General features: G+C 68.4%; 17 protein-coding genes and 1 tRNA gene. 11 read left to right on the forward strand and 7 right to left on the reverse strand.

Annotation, left to right across the window (positions count from 1 at the left end):
* Positions 1–261: 261 nt before the first annotated feature.
* Positions 262–344: transfer RNA gene (locus tag HNR40_RS06655), tRNA-Leu, on the reverse strand.
* A 200-nt stretch (positions 345–544) separates the two neighbouring features.
* On the opposite strand from HNR40_RS06655, the gene HNR40_RS06660 reads away from it, so the two are divergent.
* The 7 genes from HNR40_RS06660 (at position 545) to pknB (ending at position 9,297) form a co-directional block, all read left to right on the forward strand.
* Positions 545–1,285, forward strand: a complete 741-nt coding sequence (locus HNR40_RS06660; protein WP_184959026.1) for an FHA domain-containing protein — start codon at positions 545–547, stop codon at positions 1,283–1,285.
* 17 nt (positions 1,286–1,302) lie between these two features.
* Positions 1,303–1,773 carry an FHA domain-containing protein FhaB/FipA gene (locus tag HNR40_RS06665; RefSeq protein WP_184959027.1) on the forward strand — a complete coding sequence of 157 codons (471 nt, stop codon included), beginning with the start codon at positions 1,303–1,305 and terminating at the stop codon, positions 1,771–1,773.
* Positions 1,770–3,044, forward strand: a complete 1,275-nt coding sequence (locus tag HNR40_RS06670) for a Stp1/IreP family PP2C-type Ser/Thr phosphatase (RefSeq protein ID WP_184959028.1) — start codon at positions 1,770–1,772, stop codon at positions 3,042–3,044. Before HNR40_RS06665 ends, HNR40_RS06670 begins: the two co-directional genes overlap by 4 nt.
* Positions 3,045–3,088: 44 nt before the next feature.
* On the forward strand, positions 3,089–4,453 hold the full coding sequence (locus tag HNR40_RS06675) for an FtsW/RodA/SpoVE family cell cycle protein (protein WP_184959477.1): 1,365 nt from the start codon (positions 3,089–3,091) through the stop codon (positions 4,451–4,453).
* On the forward strand, positions 4,450–5,916 hold the full coding sequence (locus HNR40_RS06680) for a peptidoglycan D,D-transpeptidase FtsI family protein (protein ID WP_184959029.1): 1,467 nt from the start codon (positions 4,450–4,452) through the stop codon (positions 5,914–5,916). Before HNR40_RS06675 ends, HNR40_RS06680 begins: the two co-directional genes overlap by 4 nt.
* Entirely contained in the window at positions 5,913–7,364 is a 1,452-nt protein-coding gene (locus HNR40_RS06685) for a serine/threonine-protein kinase (protein ID WP_312896213.1), read from the forward strand. Before HNR40_RS06680 ends, HNR40_RS06685 begins: the two co-directional genes overlap by 4 nt.
* A 94-nt stretch (positions 7,365–7,458) precedes the next feature.
* On the forward strand, positions 7,459–9,297 hold the full coding sequence (gene pknB, locus HNR40_RS06690) for a Stk1 family PASTA domain-containing Ser/Thr kinase (protein ID WP_184959030.1): 1,839 nt from the start codon (positions 7,459–7,461) through the stop codon (positions 9,295–9,297).
* Between the two features lie 129 nt (positions 9,298–9,426).
* Here the strand turns inward: pknB and HNR40_RS06695 are convergent, their stop codons facing one another.
* The 3 genes from HNR40_RS06695 to HNR40_RS06705 are packed head-to-tail and all read right to left on the reverse strand — an operon-like array spanning position 9,427 to position 10,802.
* A complete protein-coding gene (locus HNR40_RS06695; protein ID WP_312896214.1) occupies positions 9,427–9,999 on the reverse strand; it encodes an anthranilate synthase component II in 573 nt (190 codons plus the stop codon).
* A gap of 7 nt (positions 10,000–10,006) precedes the next feature.
* Positions 10,007–10,165 (reverse strand): hypothetical protein, encoded by a 159-nt coding sequence (locus tag HNR40_RS06700; RefSeq protein ID WP_184959031.1) that lies wholly within the window; start codon positions 10,163–10,165, stop codon positions 10,007–10,009.
* Position 10,166: 1 nt separating this feature from the next.
* Complete coding sequence (locus HNR40_RS06705) at positions 10,167–10,802, reverse strand: class E sortase (RefSeq protein ID WP_312896215.1); 636 nt, start codon at positions 10,800–10,802, stop codon at positions 10,167–10,169.
* 116 nt (positions 10,803–10,918) lie between these two features.
* Here HNR40_RS06705 and HNR40_RS06710 point away from each other — a divergent pair, with 116 nt between their 5' ends.
* Complete coding sequence (locus HNR40_RS06710) at positions 10,919–11,194, forward strand: cell division protein CrgA (protein WP_184959033.1); 276 nt, start codon at positions 10,919–10,921, stop codon at positions 11,192–11,194.
* Between the two features lie 34 nt (positions 11,195–11,228).
* Here HNR40_RS06710 and HNR40_RS06715 read toward each other — a convergent pair whose 3' ends face one another.
* Both HNR40_RS06715 and HNR40_RS06720 read right to left on the reverse strand, forming a co-directional pair.
* Positions 11,229–12,083 (reverse strand): rhomboid family intramembrane serine protease, encoded by an 855-nt coding sequence (locus HNR40_RS06715; protein ID WP_184959034.1) that lies wholly within the window; start codon positions 12,081–12,083, stop codon positions 11,229–11,231.
* A 44-nt stretch (positions 12,084–12,127) separates the two neighbouring features.
* Positions 12,128–12,664, reverse strand: a complete 537-nt coding sequence (locus tag HNR40_RS06720; protein WP_312896216.1) for a peptidylprolyl isomerase — start codon at positions 12,662–12,664, stop codon at positions 12,128–12,130.
* 159 nt (positions 12,665–12,823) lie between these two features.
* On the opposite strand from HNR40_RS06720, the gene HNR40_RS06725 reads away from it, so the two are divergent.
* Both HNR40_RS06725 and HNR40_RS06730 read left to right on the forward strand, forming a co-directional pair.
* A complete protein-coding gene (locus HNR40_RS06725; RefSeq protein WP_184959035.1) occupies positions 12,824–13,339 on the forward strand; it encodes a YtxH domain-containing protein in 516 nt (171 codons plus the stop codon).
* Between the two features lie 465 nt (positions 13,340–13,804).
* Entirely contained in the window at positions 13,805–14,878 is a 1,074-nt protein-coding gene (locus HNR40_RS06730; protein ID WP_184959036.1) for an Rv3169 family protein, read from the forward strand.
* Between the two features lie 592 nt (positions 14,879–15,470).
* On the opposite strand, the gene HNR40_RS06735 is transcribed toward HNR40_RS06730, so the two are convergent.
* A complete protein-coding gene (locus HNR40_RS06735; RefSeq protein WP_184959037.1) occupies positions 15,471–15,923 on the reverse strand; it encodes a hypothetical protein in 453 nt (150 codons plus the stop codon).
* A 122-nt stretch (positions 15,924–16,045) separates the two neighbouring features.
* Between HNR40_RS06735 and HNR40_RS06740 the strand changes: the two genes are divergently transcribed.
* Entirely contained in the window at positions 16,046–16,717 is a 672-nt protein-coding gene (locus HNR40_RS06740; protein WP_184959038.1) for a response regulator transcription factor, read from the forward strand.
* Positions 16,718–16,987: the final 270 nt, after the last annotated feature.

Consider the following 16,987-nt stretch of genomic DNA (forward strand, 5'->3'; position numbering starts at 1 on the left):
GGAAGGACCTGGCAATCACGATGACCGGGGGCGAAAGCACAAACCGGGAATCAAGATGACCACAGCGAAAGCTCAGGCAACCAGGACCACCCGGGCGAAAGCGTGGGGAATCGGGACCGCCGGGCGAAAGCGTGGGCAATCAAATGTGCCCGGGCGAAAGCCTGGCTGGGGGTCCGGGGGTTGTTCCCCGGGAGATATGCGAAGAGGCCTGCGGGAGCAACTCCGCCAGGAGTCGCGGCCACAAGCCTCTGCCGAATCGCGTGGGCGAGGAGGGATTTGAACCCTCACGTCCTTTCGGACACACGGACCTGAACCGTGCGCGTCTGCCGTTCCGCCACCCGCCCTTGTTGGGTGCGGAGAAACAGTAGCACGGAACTGCCGCTGGTACTGAACCCGGATACGATCGCATAAGACACGGGAGCGGATGAGCTGGGCGCGACTGCCGACGAGCGCCTGGCTCACGGTCGCGTGGAACGTGCGGAAGCCTAGGAGCAGCAGCTTCTATGCGGCCGCGATCATATGCACGGAGGAAGGGAGGTACCCGGTGGGAGTCCTTCAGCGCTTCGAGCGACGGCTCGAAGGCTTGGTTGAGGGGGCCTTTGCGCGGGCGTTCAAGTCTGACCTTCAGCCGGTCGAGGTCGCCAGCGCGGTCCAGCGTGAGATGGACGAGCGCGCGGCGATCGTCGCCCAGGGTCGGACACTCGTGCCCAACGACTTCGTGGTTGAGCTGTCCACCACGGACAGCGAACGGCTTGAGGTCTACGCCGACAGCATCAGCCACGAGCTGGCCAACCTCGCCAGGGAGTACGCCAAAGAGCAGGGCTACTCCTTTGTGGGACCGGTCCGGGTGCGTTTCGAGACGGCCAACGACCTCGCGGTCGGACTGTTCCGCATCAGGTCGGGCGTCATTCGCGGCGCCACGGTCGAGCAGGACGAGATCCGCCAGCCGGCCAGCGACCTGCCGCCCTCGCGGCCGAACGCCTTCAACGGCAGACCACGTCTGCTCGTCTCCACGCAGGACGACCCCCAGGGCGACCGTTCCTACGAGCTCACCACGCCGGTGACCTTGCTGGGCAGGGGCACCGACTGCGATCTCCGTCTCGTCGATCCCGGCGTCTCGCGTCACCACGCGGAGCTGCGCGTCGAGGGCCAGCAGGTGGCCCTCGTCGACCTGGGATCAACGAACGGCACTTTCGTCAATGGCCAGCCGGTACGCAGGATCGAGCTCCAGAACGGCACGCGAGTGACGTTGGGACGCACGACCCTGGTGTTCCGGCGCGATTAGGGGTAGACAAACGGTCCATGTCCGAGCTCACGCTGCTGCTGATCCGGCTCGCCTTCCTGGCGGTGCTGTGGTTTTTCGTCATTGCCGCAGTCGGCGTGATCCGGACTGACTTGTTCGGGTCACGCACTGCTCCCGCGGGGCCACGCAAGGGCTCCAAACCCGCCAAACCCGTGGCAAAGCCAAAGCCCAAGAAGGGCGAGCCACGCCAACTGGTTGTGACGGGTGGCCCCTTGCAAGGCACCACCATTAACCTCACGGAGACGCCCATCACCATCGGCCGGGCTAACGACGCCACGCTGGTAGTCAGCGACGACTACGCTTCCAGCCGGCACGCCCGGCTCTTCCCTCAGGACGGTCAGTGGATCGTGGAAGATCTCGGTTCGACCAACGGCACGTATCTCGACCGCTCAAAAGTCACCCGTCCGACCCCGGTGCCGCTCGGTGTTCCGATCCGCGTCGGCAAGACAGTCATTGAATTGCGCAAATGACCATCGCACTCCGCTACGCCGCCCGCTCGGACGTCGGCCTCCTCCGCGAAGGAAACGAGGACTCGGCGTACGCTAGCGGCCGCCTGCTCGCCGTCGCGGACGGTATGGGCGGGCACGCACACGGCGAGGTGGCGAGCTCCGTCGCCATCGCCGCAATGGCCTCACTCGAAGAGGCCCAGCAGGGGGGTGACCTGCTCAACGCCATCGAGGCAGCGGTACGCGACGCCAACCGCAAGCTGCACGAGATGGTGGGCAGGGATCCGAGCCTCAAGGGGATGGGCACCACCCTGACCGCCATGCTCTGGAACGGCACCCAGGTCGCCCTGGTGCACGTCGGCGACTCGCGCGCCTACCTGCTCAGGCGCGGGGAGCTCTACCAGATCACCCACGATCACACGCTGGTGCAGCAGCTGGTCGACGACGGGCGGATCACCCCCGAGGAGGCGGCGACGCATCCTCAGCGGTCGATCCTGCTCAGGGCGCTCGACGGCAGCGGCGAGGTCGATCCCGACCTCACGCTCCGCGAGGCGCAGATCGGCGACCGCTACCTGCTCTGCTCCGACGGGTTGTCCGGTGTGGTGAGCGCGGAGACGCTGCACGCCACGCTGACGAACATCGACGACCCGGAAGAGGTCGTACGCCAGCTGATCGACCTGGCCAACCGGGGCGGCGGTCCCGACAACATCACATGCGTGCTGGCCGACGTGATCGAGCTGACCGACGGGCAACCCGTGCCCGCGGAGGCCGCGGTCGTCGGCGCGGCGGGCATGAACCGCTCACGCGGTAACCCCTCGGGCAATCCGGCGGGGCGAGTAAGCGCGGTGACCGCGCCCCAGCCGGCCATCACCGACGACGACTTCGACGAGCCGGGCGTGCAGACGTCCCGCCGTTCGCCGAAGCGTCGCCGGGTGTGGCCTGTGCTGGTCACCGTGCTCGCCGTCGGCGCTGTCGTCGTAGGCGTCGGCGGCTATGTCGGCTGGCAATGGACCCAGGACCAGTTCTTCGTCGGAGCTAGGGGCGACGAAGTGGTCATATATCGCGGCATCCAGCAACAAGTCGGGCCGCTTGAGCTCTTCGAAGTAGTCAAGGGGACCGGCCTGCAGGTATCCACCCTTTCAGACCCCGACAAAGCCGACATCCAACAGGGCATCCCTGTCGAAAGCATTGATGACGGCATCAAGAGGATCACTGGCTTGAAGCCCTCCACGAGCAAGTCAACTCCGCCGGCTTCCACCTCGCCCACCCCCACAGCGACGAAGAAGTCGCAGTAGGGTCCGAACAGGTGAGTAACGAAGTGGCAGCAGCCCCCGTCCCCATGCCCGCGAAACGGCGTGTGGCGCAGCTTCTCATGCTCGCGCTCGCGGTGGTCGTCGTGATGGGCGCGTACGCCAACGTCGGCCTGGCCATGGACGAGAAGATCCCGTCCGGCATGCTCACGTACGGCCTCAGCCTGGGCGGGCTCATGCTGGCCGCCTACCTGGTGCTGGCGAAGTTCGCGCCCTGGGCGGATCCGCTGATCCTGCCGCTGGTGACGCTGGTCAACGGCCTCGGCCTGGTGATGATCTACCGGCTGTCCGAGTCCGACTCCCCGCTGCCGTCGGCCAAGCTGGCCTCGCCCAACACACAGCTTCTCTGGACGCTGATCGGCATCGTGCTGTTCAGCGCCACCCTGATCTTCCTGCGCGACCAGCGCGCGCTGCAGCGGCTGACCTACACCGCCGGCGCCGCCGGGCTCTTCCTGCTGGTGTCGCCGCTGATCCCGGGCCTGGGCCAGGAGATCAACGGCGCCCGCATCTGGATCGGCATCCCGGGCGTCGGCCAGATCCAGCCCGCCGAGTTCGCCAAGCTGGCGCTGGTCATCTTCTTCGCCGGCTACCTGGTCGCCAAGCGGGACGTGCTCGCGCTGGCCGGACGGCGGCTGCTCTTCATCGACCTGCCCCGCGCCCGTGACCTCGGCCCGGTCCTCATCACCTGGGGCGTCAGCCTGGGCGTGCTGGTCATGCAGAAGGACCTCGGGTCCTCGCTGCTGTTGTTCGGCACGTTCATCGCGATGCTCTACATCGCCACCCAGCGCATCTCGTGGGTCATCATCGGCATCCTGCTGTTCGTGGGCGGGGCCGTACTTGCTGGACTGGTCTTCGACCACGTTCAGCAGCGCTTCGAGGTCTTCCTCAACCCGGGCGACCCCGAGCTCTTCGTGAAGATCGGCGGCAGCGAGCAGCTCATGCAGGGCCTGTTCGCGATGGGCTCGGGCGGCATCCTCGGCACCGGGCTCGGGCAGGGGCACCCCGAGCTGATCCCGCTGGCCTTCTCCGACTTCATCTTCGCCGCGACCGGCGAGGAGATCGGGCTGACCGGCCTGATGGCGCTGCTGATGGTCTACGCGCTGATCGTGGAGCGCGGCCTGCGCACCTCCATCGCGGCCCGCGACCCGTTCACCAAGCTTCTGGCGGGCGGCCTGTCCTTCCTGCTGGCCTGGCAGGTCTTCATCATCGTCGGCGGCGTCACGAACCTGATCCCGCTGACCGGCCTGGTCACCCCGTTCATGTCCCAGGGTGGTTCCGCCCTGCTGGCTAACTGGATACTTATCGCCCTTTTGGTACGCATGTCGGACGCGGCGAGAAGGCCTCCGCCCCAGGCGATCCAGGACGAAGGACTGACGCAGGTGTTCCAGCGATGAACAGCACACTCAAGCGCGCCGCCGTGGCCTGCCTGGCCATGTTCGCGCTGCTCATGATCAACGTCAACTATCTGCAGGCGGTCAAGGCCGACGGCTACCGCGAGGACTCCAGGAACAACCGCAACTACTTCGAGCGCTACGCCGTCCAGCGCGGACGCATCACCGCCAGCGGCAAGACGATCCTCGCGCAGTCGACCGAGACCAAGGGCCCGTTCAAGTTCCTCAGGGACTACCCGGAGGGCGAGCTCTACGCGCACGTCACCGGCTTCTTCTCCCCGGAGAGCGAGTCGTCCATCGAGCGCTCCGAGAACAGCCTGCTCGACGGCTCCAGCTCCGACCTGCTCCTGCGGCGCAGCATCGACCTGTTCACCGGCGAGCCCACCAAGGGCGCCAACGTCGACCTGACGATCAACCCCAAGGCGCAGAAGGCGGCCTACGACGCGCTGCGCCAGAGCGGCAAGCGCGGGGCCGCGGTCGCGATCGAGCCCAAGACCGGCAAGATCCTCGCCCTGGTCTCGCTGCCGACCTACGACCCGGCCAAGATCTCGGTGCCGGAGAAGCCGCAGGCGTTCTCGGCGTACAACAAGCTGGAGAAGAACCCCGACAAGCCGCTGATCAACCGCGCGATCGGGGACTTCTACGCGCCGGGCTCGACGTTCAAGGTCGTCACCACCGCCGCCTGGCTGGAGGACGACTCCAGCCGCGACGGCCAGACGGTCGTGGACGCGCCCACCCGCCTGTCCCTGCCGAACACCACCACCACGCTGCCCAACTACGGCGGCGCTGCCTGCGGCGGCGGCCAGGTGCCGATGGTGTACGCGCTGGAGCGCTCGTGCAACACCCCGTTCGGCAAGATCGGCCTGGACCTGGGCTACGCGAAGATCGCCGAGCAGGCCAGGAAGTTCGGCGTGGGCGAGCCGCTGAGCATCCCCATGGGCGTCGAGGCCAGCACGATCGGCGACGAGGAGAAGGAAGACCCCGCCGCCATCGCGATGACCTCGATCGGCCAGCGCAGCGCGGTGATGACGCCCCTGCAGATGGCCATGATCGCCGCGGGCATCGCCAACAACGGCTCGGTCATGAAGCCGTACCTCGTCAACAAGATCACTGACGCCAAGGGCGACGCGGTCGACGAGGGCGAGCCCGAGGAGCTCTCCGAGGCGATGAGCCCCGAGAACGCCGCCAAGCTCAAGAGCATGATGGTCAGCGTGGTCGCCAACGGCACCGCCAAGACCGCCCAGATCCCCGGCGTCGAGGTGGGCGGCAAGACCGGCACCGCCGAGACCCGCGAGGGCAAGGCGCCGCACGCCTGGTTCATCTCCTTCGCCCCGGCCCAGGACCCGCAGGTGGCCGTGGCCGTCTTCGTCGAGTCCGGCGCCGCCCGAGTCGGCGAGGAGGCCACCGGCGGTGGCGTCGCCGCCCCGATCGGCAAGGCGATCACCGAGGCGGTGCTCAACAAGTGACCCCGGGCACGCAGCTGGCCAACCGCTACCTCCTCGTCTCCCGCATCGCTGCGGGCGGCATGGGCGAGGTGTGGCGTGCGCGCGACCAGCTGCTCGCCCGTGAAGTCGCGGTCAAGGTGCTGCGCAGCCACGTCTCCGGCGACCCCTCCTTCCGCGGCCGCTTCCGCAACGAGGCCCGCATCACCGCCGGGCTCGCCGACCCCGGCATCGCGCAGGTCTTCGACTACGGCGAGGAGGCCGACCTGGCCTACCTCGTGATGGAGCTGGTCCAGGGCGAGCCCCTGTCGGCCATCCTCGCGCGCAACGGCTCGCTCGGGCCCGACGTGGCGCTCGACGTCATCCACCAGACCGCCAAGGCGCTGCACACCGCCCACAGCTCCGGCGTGATCCACCGCGACATCAAGCCCGGCAACCTGATGGTCACCCCCGACGGCAAGATCAAGGTGACCGACTTCGGCATCGCCAGGGCCCTGGAGGCCGCGCCGGTCACCCAGACGGGCACCGTGCTCGGCACCGCCCAGTACGTCAGCCCCGAACAGGCCCAGGGCACCACCCTCACCCCGTCGACAGACCTTTACTCCCTCGGCGTCGTGGCCTACGAGTGCCTGGCCGGGCGACCGCCGTTCCAGGCCGACACCCAGGTCGCCATCGCGCTGATGCACCTCAACGAGTCGCCGCCGCCGCTCGGCGTGGACGTTCCCCGGCCGGTGCGCGAGCTGATCATGGCGCTGCTGTCCAAGGACCCCGAGCGCCGCCCCGCCTCGGCGATGGAGCTGGCCGATCGGGCGTACGTGCTGCGCGACTCGCTGGCCGCCCTCCAGCAGCGGAACGACCTGAGCATGTTCACCGACCCGGCCGGGTTCCGGGTGCGGGAGCCGTACACCGGTGAAGCGAGCGGGCCGCGATCGGGTGAGGTCGAGGGCATGGCTCAGGGGTACGGCGCGGCGTACCAGCAGCCGGAGGGGTCCGATCGCACCACCGACGACCTCGGCGGCGGCGCGCCCCTCACCACGCGGCAGGCCCCGGCGGCCCGCAGGGGCCGGCGCCGGACCGTTGTGCTCTTCGCCACCGCGGCCTCCGTGGCGGCGGTGGGTTTCAGTGCTTTCGTGGTGGCCAGAGGGCAGGAGGCTCCACCGCCGGACGTGGCCGAACCCACCCAGGCGTCGCTCAACCGGCCCGCGGAGATCAAACCGCGCAAGACGAAGACGCCGACCCCGCGTCCGTCGGTGGTTCCGGTGAAGTCGACGCGGCCGGTAACCTCGCGGTCAGCTACCGTAAGCTCGTCGGCAACTCCAAGTCAGAAGCCGACTCCGAAACCGACCCCGACGACGACCCGGACCCGGACCCCGACTCCGACACCCACCCCAACGCCAACGATGTCGCCGACACCGACACCGACGGCCTCACCTGACCCGGGTGACACAAACCCGCCGAAGGAGGAGACGTGATGCGTCTCGGGGCCGATGATGGACACCGGCGGCCACTCGTTACAGCACGGTGCAGGCCGGTACCCAAGATGAACGGTAAGGGACAGTGCAGGAAATGACTCAGCCTCGGCTACTCGGTGGTCGCTACGAACTCGACGGTGTCGTCGGGCGCGGCGGCATGGCCGAGGTGTATCGCGCCCGAGACATCCGGCTGGACCGCATCGTCGCCATCAAGACGCTCCGGGCGGACCTCGCCAGGGACCACACGTTCCAGGCCAGGTTCCGGCGCGAGGCGCAGTCCGCGGCATCCCTGAACCACCCCGCGGTCGTCGCGGTCTACGACACCGGCGAAGACGGCACCGAGGGCACCCCCGTGCCCTACATCGTGATGGAGTACGTCGACGGCCGGACGCTGCGCGACCTGCTGCGCCAGGACCGGCGGCTGATGCCGGAGCGCGCGGTCGAGCTGGTCGACGGCATCCTGCGCGCGCTCGACTACAGCCACCGCGGCGGCATCGTCCACCGCGACATCAAGCCGGCCAACGTGATGATCACCCGGGCCGGCGACGTCAAGGTGATGGACTTCGGCATCGCCCGCGCGATGGCCGACTCGGCCGCCACGATGACGCAGACCGCGCAGGTTATAGGGACCGCCCAGTACCTGTCGCCGGAGCAGGCCCGCGGTGAGCGCGTCGACGCCCGCAGTGACATCTACTCCACCGGGTGCGTGCTCTACGAGCTGCTGACCGGGCAGCCGCCGTTCACCGGCGACTCCCCCGTCGCGATCGCCTACCAGCACGTGCGCGAGGAGCCCATCCCGCCGTCGCAGATCGACCCCGAGATCCCCGCGTGGGCCGACGCGATCGTGCTCAAGGCGATGGCCAAGGACCCCGCCCAGCGCTACCAGAGCGCCCAGGACATGCGCGCCGACATACAGCGCGCGATGTCCGGGATGCCGGTCGACGCGCAGACGATGGCGATGACCAACTACGGCGCGGGCACCCGCACCATGGCCGCCACGCAGCAGCAGGGCGGCCCGGCCACCGGCCGCACCGGCGCGGTCCCGCCCTACGAGTACGGCGACACCGAGCACGGCGGCCGGGGCGGTCGCCGGCGCGCGGGCGGCGGCGGCAACAAGGCGGTCAAGACGGCCCTGTGGGTCGTGATCCCGCTGCTGATCATCGGCGCGTTCATCGGCGTCGCCTATGCCTTCCTCGGCGGAGGCGGCGGCGGCACGCCCACCACGACGGCGCCGGTGAAGGTGCCGCTGCTGACCGGCATGACCCAGAAGGAAGCCGAGACACAACTCACCACCCTGGGGCTCACGCCCAAGGTGGAGGAGGAGTTCAGCAGCGACGTCAAGAAGGGCGTCGTGATCTCCAGCAACCCGGCGGTCGGCGCCGAGGTGCCCAAGGGCGGCGAGGTCACGCTCACCGTGTCCAAGGGCGTGCAGAAGGTGAAGGTGCCGGACGGGCTCATCGGGCTCGACAAGGACGCCGCCCGGACGGCGCTGACCGACCTCGGGTTGAAACCCGTGTTCAAGACCGGGGTGTCCGGCAAGTCGCAGGGCAAGGTGTACAAGACCGACCCCGAGTCGGGCACCGAGGTCAACGAGGGCAGCACGGTCACGCTCTTCGTGCCGGCGGAGCTGTCGGAGGTGCCGAGCGTGCTCGACCTCACCGAGGCCGACGCCGCCGCGGCGCTGCGCGCGGCAGGGTTCCGGGTCAAGGTGGTCCCGCAGTCCAGCCCGGACAAGCCCGAAGGTGTCGTCATCCAGCAGAACCCGGGTGAGGGGACCAAGGTGGCGCCCAAGACCACGGTCACGATCGTGGTGTCCACCGGGCCGGACGTGCAGCCGACCGACACCCCCACCACCGACCCGCCGTTCCCCACGGAAGAGCCGACCGGGGAGCCGACGGAGGATGATCCTCCGGGCGACGACGGCAACTTCTGAGGCCAGGCGACGGGCCCTCCGGTTTCCGGGGGGCCCGTCGGCGTTCCCGGTGGCACGAAAAGGCGCCCCCGCCGCTCGGGGGCAACGGCGGGGACGCTTAATGAGTAGTCGTGCGCGGCCCCGAGCGCGTTACAGCGCGGAGTTCAGCCAGTTCGCCAGGAGTCGGTGCCCATGGTGGGACAGAATCGACTCTGGGTGGAACTGGATGCCCTCCACGGGTGCCGTGCGGTGGCGCAGGCCCATGATGACGCCGTCGGGGGTCCGGGAGACGACCTCCAGGACGTCGGGGATCGTGGCCGGGTCCACGGCCAGCGAGTGGTAGCGGGTCATCTCAACCGGGCTGGGCAGGCCCTCGTAGACGGTCTTGCCGTCGTGCTCGACCTGGCTGGTGCGTCCGTGCATGAGCTCGGGGGCGGTCGAGACGGTCGCGCCGTAGGCGACGGCGATGGCCTGGTGGCCGAGGCACACCCCCAGCAGCGGCAGGCCGCGGTCGGCCGCGTGGCGGACCAGCGGGACGCTGATGCCGGACGCCTCGGGGGTGCCGGGCCCCGGGCTGATCAGCACCGCGTCGAAGGAGTCGGCGTCTGTCGGCAGCACCTCGTCGCGCGGGCGCACGTCGCAGGAAGCGCCCAGTTCGCGCAGGTACTGGACGATCGTGTGGACGAAGCTGTCGTAGTTGTCGACGACCAGCACCCTCGTCACGTGGAACTCACCTTCTGACGGTGACCTCGTCGAGCGTCACCGCGGGTTCGAGCAGCGGAAAGACCGCATACCAGAGTACGGCTGCCGCGATCGCGGCCAGGACCGCGGCCGTCAGGAGCCGTTTGCCCAGCGGGGCGGGGAGCTTGCGCCAGAGCCAGCCGTACATGTCAGACCTTTCGTTCCTCGGTCTCCTTGAGCACGCCGTAGACGATCAGCCGTTGGGCGGCCGAGTACTCGGGATGACAGGTAGAGAGCGTGATGTATGAGCGGATGGGGCTGATGTCGGGCTTGCCGGGGACGGGGGCGATGATCTCGATCTCGTTGGGCTCGACGATGTCCTGGGAGGTGACCCGGTAGGTGTAGCGGGCCTCGCGGGCCTCCACGACGATCTCGTCGTCGCGTTTGAGTTCGTCGATCCGGTTGAACGGGGCCGAGTACGTGGTCCGGTGACCGGAGACGACGAAGTTGCCCACCTGGCCGGGCAGCGCCGTACCCGGGTAGTGGCCGGGGCCCTTCTTCAGGTGGTCGGTTTCCACACCCTCGACCACCGCGTACCGGTAGTCGCGGCCCAGTTTGGGGATGCGCAGCAGCGCCATCGCCTTGCCCAGCGAGATCTTGGGGATCTTGCCGTCGGCGGCCGGCTGCGCGGGCGTGGCGCTCTCCTCCGCGAGTTGCTGCTGCAGCAGGAGTTGCTGGCGCTGGGTGTAAGCGCTGGTGCCCCAGAGAAGGTAGGCGCAGAAGAGCAGCATGATCACGCCCGCCGTGATGCTCAGCTCGCCCACGCTCCGCAGGATGGCCCTCACCCGGCCAGGGTATTCGTGACTGATCCGGTTCCCTGGGGATCGCCATGTCATGCGCGTGGCGACTATCCTGGGCCACGCTTCAACTACGCTACCCACAGAGCCTGTGGACGATCCGGATGCCCCAGGCCCTCAGCAGGAGTTACCCAGTGTCCAAGCCCAAGGCTCGCAAGAAGGCGGTCTACACCCCGCCGCAGAAGACCCAGCAGGTCAAGGTCAGCCCCCGCTGGCTGGCACCGACGATGGTGGGCACGTGGATCATCGGCATCCTGTGGATCGCCGTCTACTACATCGCGCCCGACGCGCCCTTCATCGGCGACCTACAGAACTGGAACCTGCTGATCGGGTTCGTTTTCATCATCTTCGGTGTGGTGCTTTCCACCCGCTGGCGTTAGTTCTTTCCACAGTCTTTTCCACACCTGGGGAAAGTCAGCTCACGATCGCGGACGTCCGGAGCAACACGAGCACGCCGAGGACGACCACCGCCCCCACCACGGTCAGCGTCTGCACCAGGGCGCGGTTGTTCTTGGGGGCGTAGGCCAGCGCCGCGGCCAGGGCCGATCCGGTGATAAGGCCGCCCACATGGCCGGTCCAGCTGATGTTGAACCCGGGCAGGAAGGTGATCACCAGGTTGATCACGATCAGCACGGCGATGCCGCGTACGTCCATGTTGAGCTTGCGGCCGACCACGAAGATCGCGCCGAACAGGCCGAAGATGGCGCCGGACGCGCCGACCGTCAGCGTGTCGGGCGTGTCCAGCCAGTAGCCGAGCGTGGAGCCGCCGAGCGCGCTGACGAGGTAGATGGCCGTGAACTTCACGTGGCCGAAGGCGCGCTCCAGGTAGGGGCCGACGACGTACAGCGCCCAGCTGTTGAACAGGATGTGGAAAACTCCGCCGTGCACGAACGCGGCGGTGATCAGCCGGTAATACTGCTCGCCGAAGGCGACGCCCATCGGCCACATCCCCAGCCGGGCCGTGACGACGTTGCCGGTGAGGTATTGCGCGCCGAAGACCAGGATGTTGACCGCCAGGATGGCCCAGGTGACGTAGGGCGTGGCGACGACCATGCCGCCGAAGGCCGCTTTGGCCTGCCGTACCCCTTTGTTGCCTTCGGCGACGCACTCGGGGCACTGGAATCCCACGGCGGCGTCACGCATGCAGTCGGGGCAGATGGGCCGGTCGCAACGCTGGCAGCGGACCCAGGTCTCACGGTCGGGATGCCGGTAACACGTCGGCACCGCCTCGGCGGGATGCTCGGGCGGGCTGGGCGGCTGGCTGGTCATGCTCGCAGCCTACGGCCTGCAGCCCGCCCGACGCGCAAACGAAATCAGGCCGGCTGGCGGTCGAACGTGACCGACTCGATGACCACGTCCTGCTGCGGCCGGTCGTTGCGACCGGTGGGCACCTTGCAGAGGGCGTCGACGACGTTCTTGCCCTCGATGACCTCGCCGAAGATCGTGTGACCCCCGTTGAGGTGCGGCTGGGCGCTCACGGTGATGAAGAACTGCGAGCCGTTGGTGCCCTTGCCCATCCGGATGCCCGCGTTGGCCATGGCCAGCAGGTACGGGCGGTTGAAGTTGTTCTGGGCGTGGATCTCATCGTCGAAGGCGTAGCCGGGGCCGCCGATGCCCTGGCCGAGCGGGTCGCCGCCCTGGATCATGAAGCCGTCGATGATGCGGTGGAAGATGGTGCCGTCGTAGAGCGGCTTGTTGGACTTCTCACCCGTCTCCGGGTGGGTCCACTCGCGCGTCCCCTCGGCGAGTTCGACGAAGTTGGCGACCGTGTTCGGAGCAAGCTCAGGGAAGAGCTTGATACGGATCAGGCCGTGGTTTGTCTTCAGGTTTGCGATCAGCTTCTCTGCCACGAGACAGCTGCCCCCCTCTAGGCGCAGGGTTGGAATTGTGGTGTTTTGATGACTATGGCCCTTGAGCCGTTGGCAGCATCCTCCCACGGCTCCCGATGATTGAGCCGCCTTGTACCGGGAAGGTCACGCTCCGGGGCCCCAATGACAGGGGAGGTTGTCGTGTCCCTGACACTCAGAAGACGCCGTGCGGTGATCGAAATACCCGATACATGGATGGGCCGTGTCAAGGCCCAGGCCGTGCAGGCGGGCCGCCGGCTCGCGCCGATGGCGGACCAGGCCAAGGTGGCCACCGCCCAGCGCATCGAAGACGCCCGTTACTGGGCAGCGCCCAGGCTGGAAGACGCGGCGCACCAAGTGGAGGATCGGCTCGCGCCGGCGGTCAGCACCATGCTGACCCAAGCCGCGCACAAGATCGATCCGTCACCCATACCCAAGTCCCGCCGGTGGCCGGTGATCCTGCTGATGACCGGACTCGCGGTGGGCGCTATGGGCTACATGTTCTACCGCCGCAACGCGCAGCAGTGGACTGACCACATGAAGGACTCCGCCTCGGACGCCTCACAGTGGGTGAACGACCGGGCGGAGAAGGCTGCCGACCGGGTCTCCGACACGGCGGACAAGGCCGCGGACCACATCTCGTCCACGGCCAACGAGGCATCTCGCAAGATGTCCTGATTTATCCGCAGAAAGCGCGCCACCCCCTGGGTGGCGCGCTTTCCGCACTCATCCCCCAAACGCACCCCCACTCCCGCGTCCCTGCCAACCCGACACCCCGCCCCGGACCTCGCACGTCCGCAGCCCCCGCCACCCGCAGCCCTCGCACGCCCGCTGCCCTACCACCCGTCGCCCCACGCTGGACCTCACACGCCCACGACCCCACGCCCCGGCACCCCGCTCATCCCGTCTCCCGCGCCCTGGCATCCCCCGTCTCCCCGCGCACCCCTTCCCCCGCGCACCCCTTTCCCCGCGCACCCCTTCCCCCGCGCACCGCGCCCTCGACACCCCCGCACCGCGGACGCCGCGCACCCCGAGCCCGGACACCCCTCAAGGCCGCGGACCGAGATCACACGCCCGGCGGCCCGACAGCACGGCAAGGGCGGGGGCGTTGACGTTGTACCAAGCGCTTGCTACAACGCTGGCATGGCGCTCTCACCCCTGGACGACTTCCCGATCCACCAGACATCCCAGGTCATGCGGCACGTGGCCACCTCCGACCGCAACTTCTACGACCGCTACTACTTCAACTGCCACGCCGCCACCGACGAGCTCATGCTCATCATCGGCGTGGGCCAGTACCCCAACCTGGGTGTCACCGACGCCTTCGCCTGCGTGAGGACGCAGCGGCTGCACCGGGTGGTCCGCGCCTCGCGGGAGCTGGGCGCGGACCGGATGAACACCGAGATCGGCCCGTTCCGGGTGGAGGTCATCGAAGGGCTCAAGCGGCTCCGGGTGCTGTTGGAGCCGAACGAGCATGGCCTGTCCTTCGACCTCACCTGGGAGGGCACGATCCCGGCGACCTTGGAGCCGCGCCATTTCGTGCGCTGGCAGGAGCGGGTCATGTTCGATTCGGTACGGATGGCGCAGACCGGACGGTGGTCCGGAAATATCAGGATTGGCGAGGAGGAGATCGCCGTCACCCCGGACCGCTGGCAGGGGACCCGCGACCGCTCCTGGGGCGTACGACCCGTCGGCGAACCCGAGCCGCCCGGCATCCAGTCGAAGAACCCGGGCACGTTCTACTGGCTGTACGCGCCCATGCAGTTCGACGACCACGCGATCCTCTGCATCATCCAGGAGGACGAGAAGGGCCGCAGGGTGCTGGAGGAGGCGACACGGGTCTGGTCGGACGGCCGGGAGGAGGAGTACCTCGGCCGCCCCGAATACCAGCCCGTGTACGCCCCCGGCACCCGTGACGTGGTCGAGGCCGTGATCGGCTTCTCCCCGCCCGGCGGCAAGCCGTTCGAGGTACGCGCCCGTCCGATCCTGCCCGTCCACCTCATGGTCGGCACCGGGTACGGCCTGGAGCCCGACTGGAAGCACGGGATGTACCAGGGTCCGGACCCGGTGGTCCAGGGAGTGACCTATACGCTCCCGGACGACGCGGCGCGCATGTGGGGCATGGTCGACGCGGTCGGCCGGTTCGAATACGACGGCCAGGTCGGGCACGGCCTGTACGAATACTGGGCCCTGGGCCCGCACCCGACCTTCACCTAGATCTCACACCAGGAACCTCACACCAGAACCTCACACCAGAAGCTCACACCGCCCGTACTCCCCGTCCGTACGGCCGGCACAGGTCCCCCGCCCGACACATGACCACGACGCACAGCCGCCAACCGATCGACCACAGTCGGCCGTAGTCGACTGCAGTCGGCTGTAGTCGGCCGCTGTCGGCTGTAGTCGACTGCGGTCAGCCGTAGTCGGCCAGCTGTTGTCAGCTGCGGTCGGCTGCGGTCAGCCGTAGTCGGCCAGCTGTTGTCAGCTGCGGTCGGCTGCGGTCGGCCGTTGTCGGTCGGCCGTAGTCGGCCAGCTGTTGTCGGTCGGCTGTTGTCGGCTGTAGTCGGCTGCGGTCGGTCACGACCGGTCTTGGTCGACCAAGACCAACCGCGGCCGGTTGTCGCCGGTCCTGGTCCTGGCTGGCCGTGGTTGTCACGGTTGGCTGCGATCCGCCACAGTCGGCTGCGGGCGACTGTGAGCGGTTACGGCCAGTCGTGGTCGACCCCGCGAGCCATGGCCGGTCCCGGTCGATCGTGGTAGGTCGTGATCGATCGGGGTCAGTCGTGGCTGGTTGTGATCGCCGGTGTGGCTAGTCGACCTTTTCGCACTTGATGGAGACCGTCTTGGCCAGGCCGTTCGCGGGCGGGGTGCCCATCACGGTCAGCGAAGGCTTGGAACCGGCCTCGGCCCGGCCTGCCTGGTCGGTGCCCTCTTCGGCCGGAAGTGCGGGGACCGCCTCCGCGAACTCCAGGACCTCGCCCTTGACCTTGTCGTCGGCCTTCTCGGCGTCGGGGGCGAGCGGGGCGGCCTCGGTGGGCAGGCTTTCCGCGTCGTCCGAGGTGGTGACCTTGCCGTCCTTGTCGATGGCGATCGCCTTGTGCGCCCTGGTGAGCTCGGCGATGACCTTCCCGTTCTCGTCGGTGCAGACGACCTTGCCGCCTGCGCCGGGTGCGGGTGTCTCGTCGGCCATCGCCGATCCCCCCAGGGCGGCGAGCCCCAGAACGCCTACCGCACTGAGGACCATTACGCGTCGCTTGAACATGAATTCTCCTGTCGTGTGGGTCGGACGAGGACGAATCTGCTCTGCCGTACCTGAAGAGAGGCTGAAGGCGCCCTAAATGATCTTCAGGTTGGCTTTAGGTGGCTTGCTGCACTCTGAGAGGCGTGCGAGTGCTATTGGTTGAGGACGAGCAGCGGCTGGCCGACCTGGTGAAGGGCGGACTGACCGGCGAGGGGTTCGCGGTGGACGTGGCCTACGACGGCCGCGACGGGCTGTGGATGGCCACCGAGAACGACTACGACGTGATCGTTCTCGACGTGATGCTGCCCCGGATGAACGGCTACGCCGTCTGCGCCAAGCTCCGTGAGGCGGGCAACTGGACGCCGATCATGATGCTGACCGCCAAGGACGGCGTCTACGACGAGGCCGAGGCACTCGACACCGGGGCCGACGACTATCTGGCCAAGCCGTTCTCGTACGTGGTGCTGCTGGCCCGGCTGCGTGCGCTGGTGCGGAGGGGCGGGCGGGAGCGGCCGGTGTCCATCACGGTCGGGGACCTGGTGATCGACCCGGCCGGGCTGCGCTGCCGCCGGGGCGAGACGGAGGTGTCGTTGACGCCGAAGGAGTTCGCGGTGCTGCACGGGCTGGCCAGGCGGGCGGGCGAGGTGGTGTCCAAGAGCGACCTGCTGGCCGCCGCCTGGGACTTCTCCTACGACGGTGACGCGAACATCATCGAGGTGTACATCAGCGCGCTGCGCCGCAAGATCGACCTGCCGTTCGGCAGGACGACCCTGGTGACGGTCCGCGGCGCGGGCTACCGGCTGGAGGCGGAATGACCGGCAACGGCAACACGACCCCCCACGACCCACAGCCCGGCCCGGACACTCCCCCTGCCGCTCAGCCGCCCACGGACACTCCGCCGGCCGCGCAGGACCACAACACCGCTGGGCAGCATCAGGCCGCAGGGGAACATCAGGCCGCTGAGGAGCATCGGGTCGCTGAGGAGCTTCGGGTCGCTGAGGAGCTTCGGGTCACGCGGGCGCCCGACACCGCGCGGGCGCACAACACCGCGCGGGCGCGCCAGGACACGCCTGCGGACGCGCAGA

The organism is Nonomuraea endophytica (assembly GCF_014203235.1).
Lineage (GTDB): Bacteria > Actinomycetota > Actinomycetes > Streptosporangiales > Streptosporangiaceae > Nonomuraea > Nonomuraea endophytica.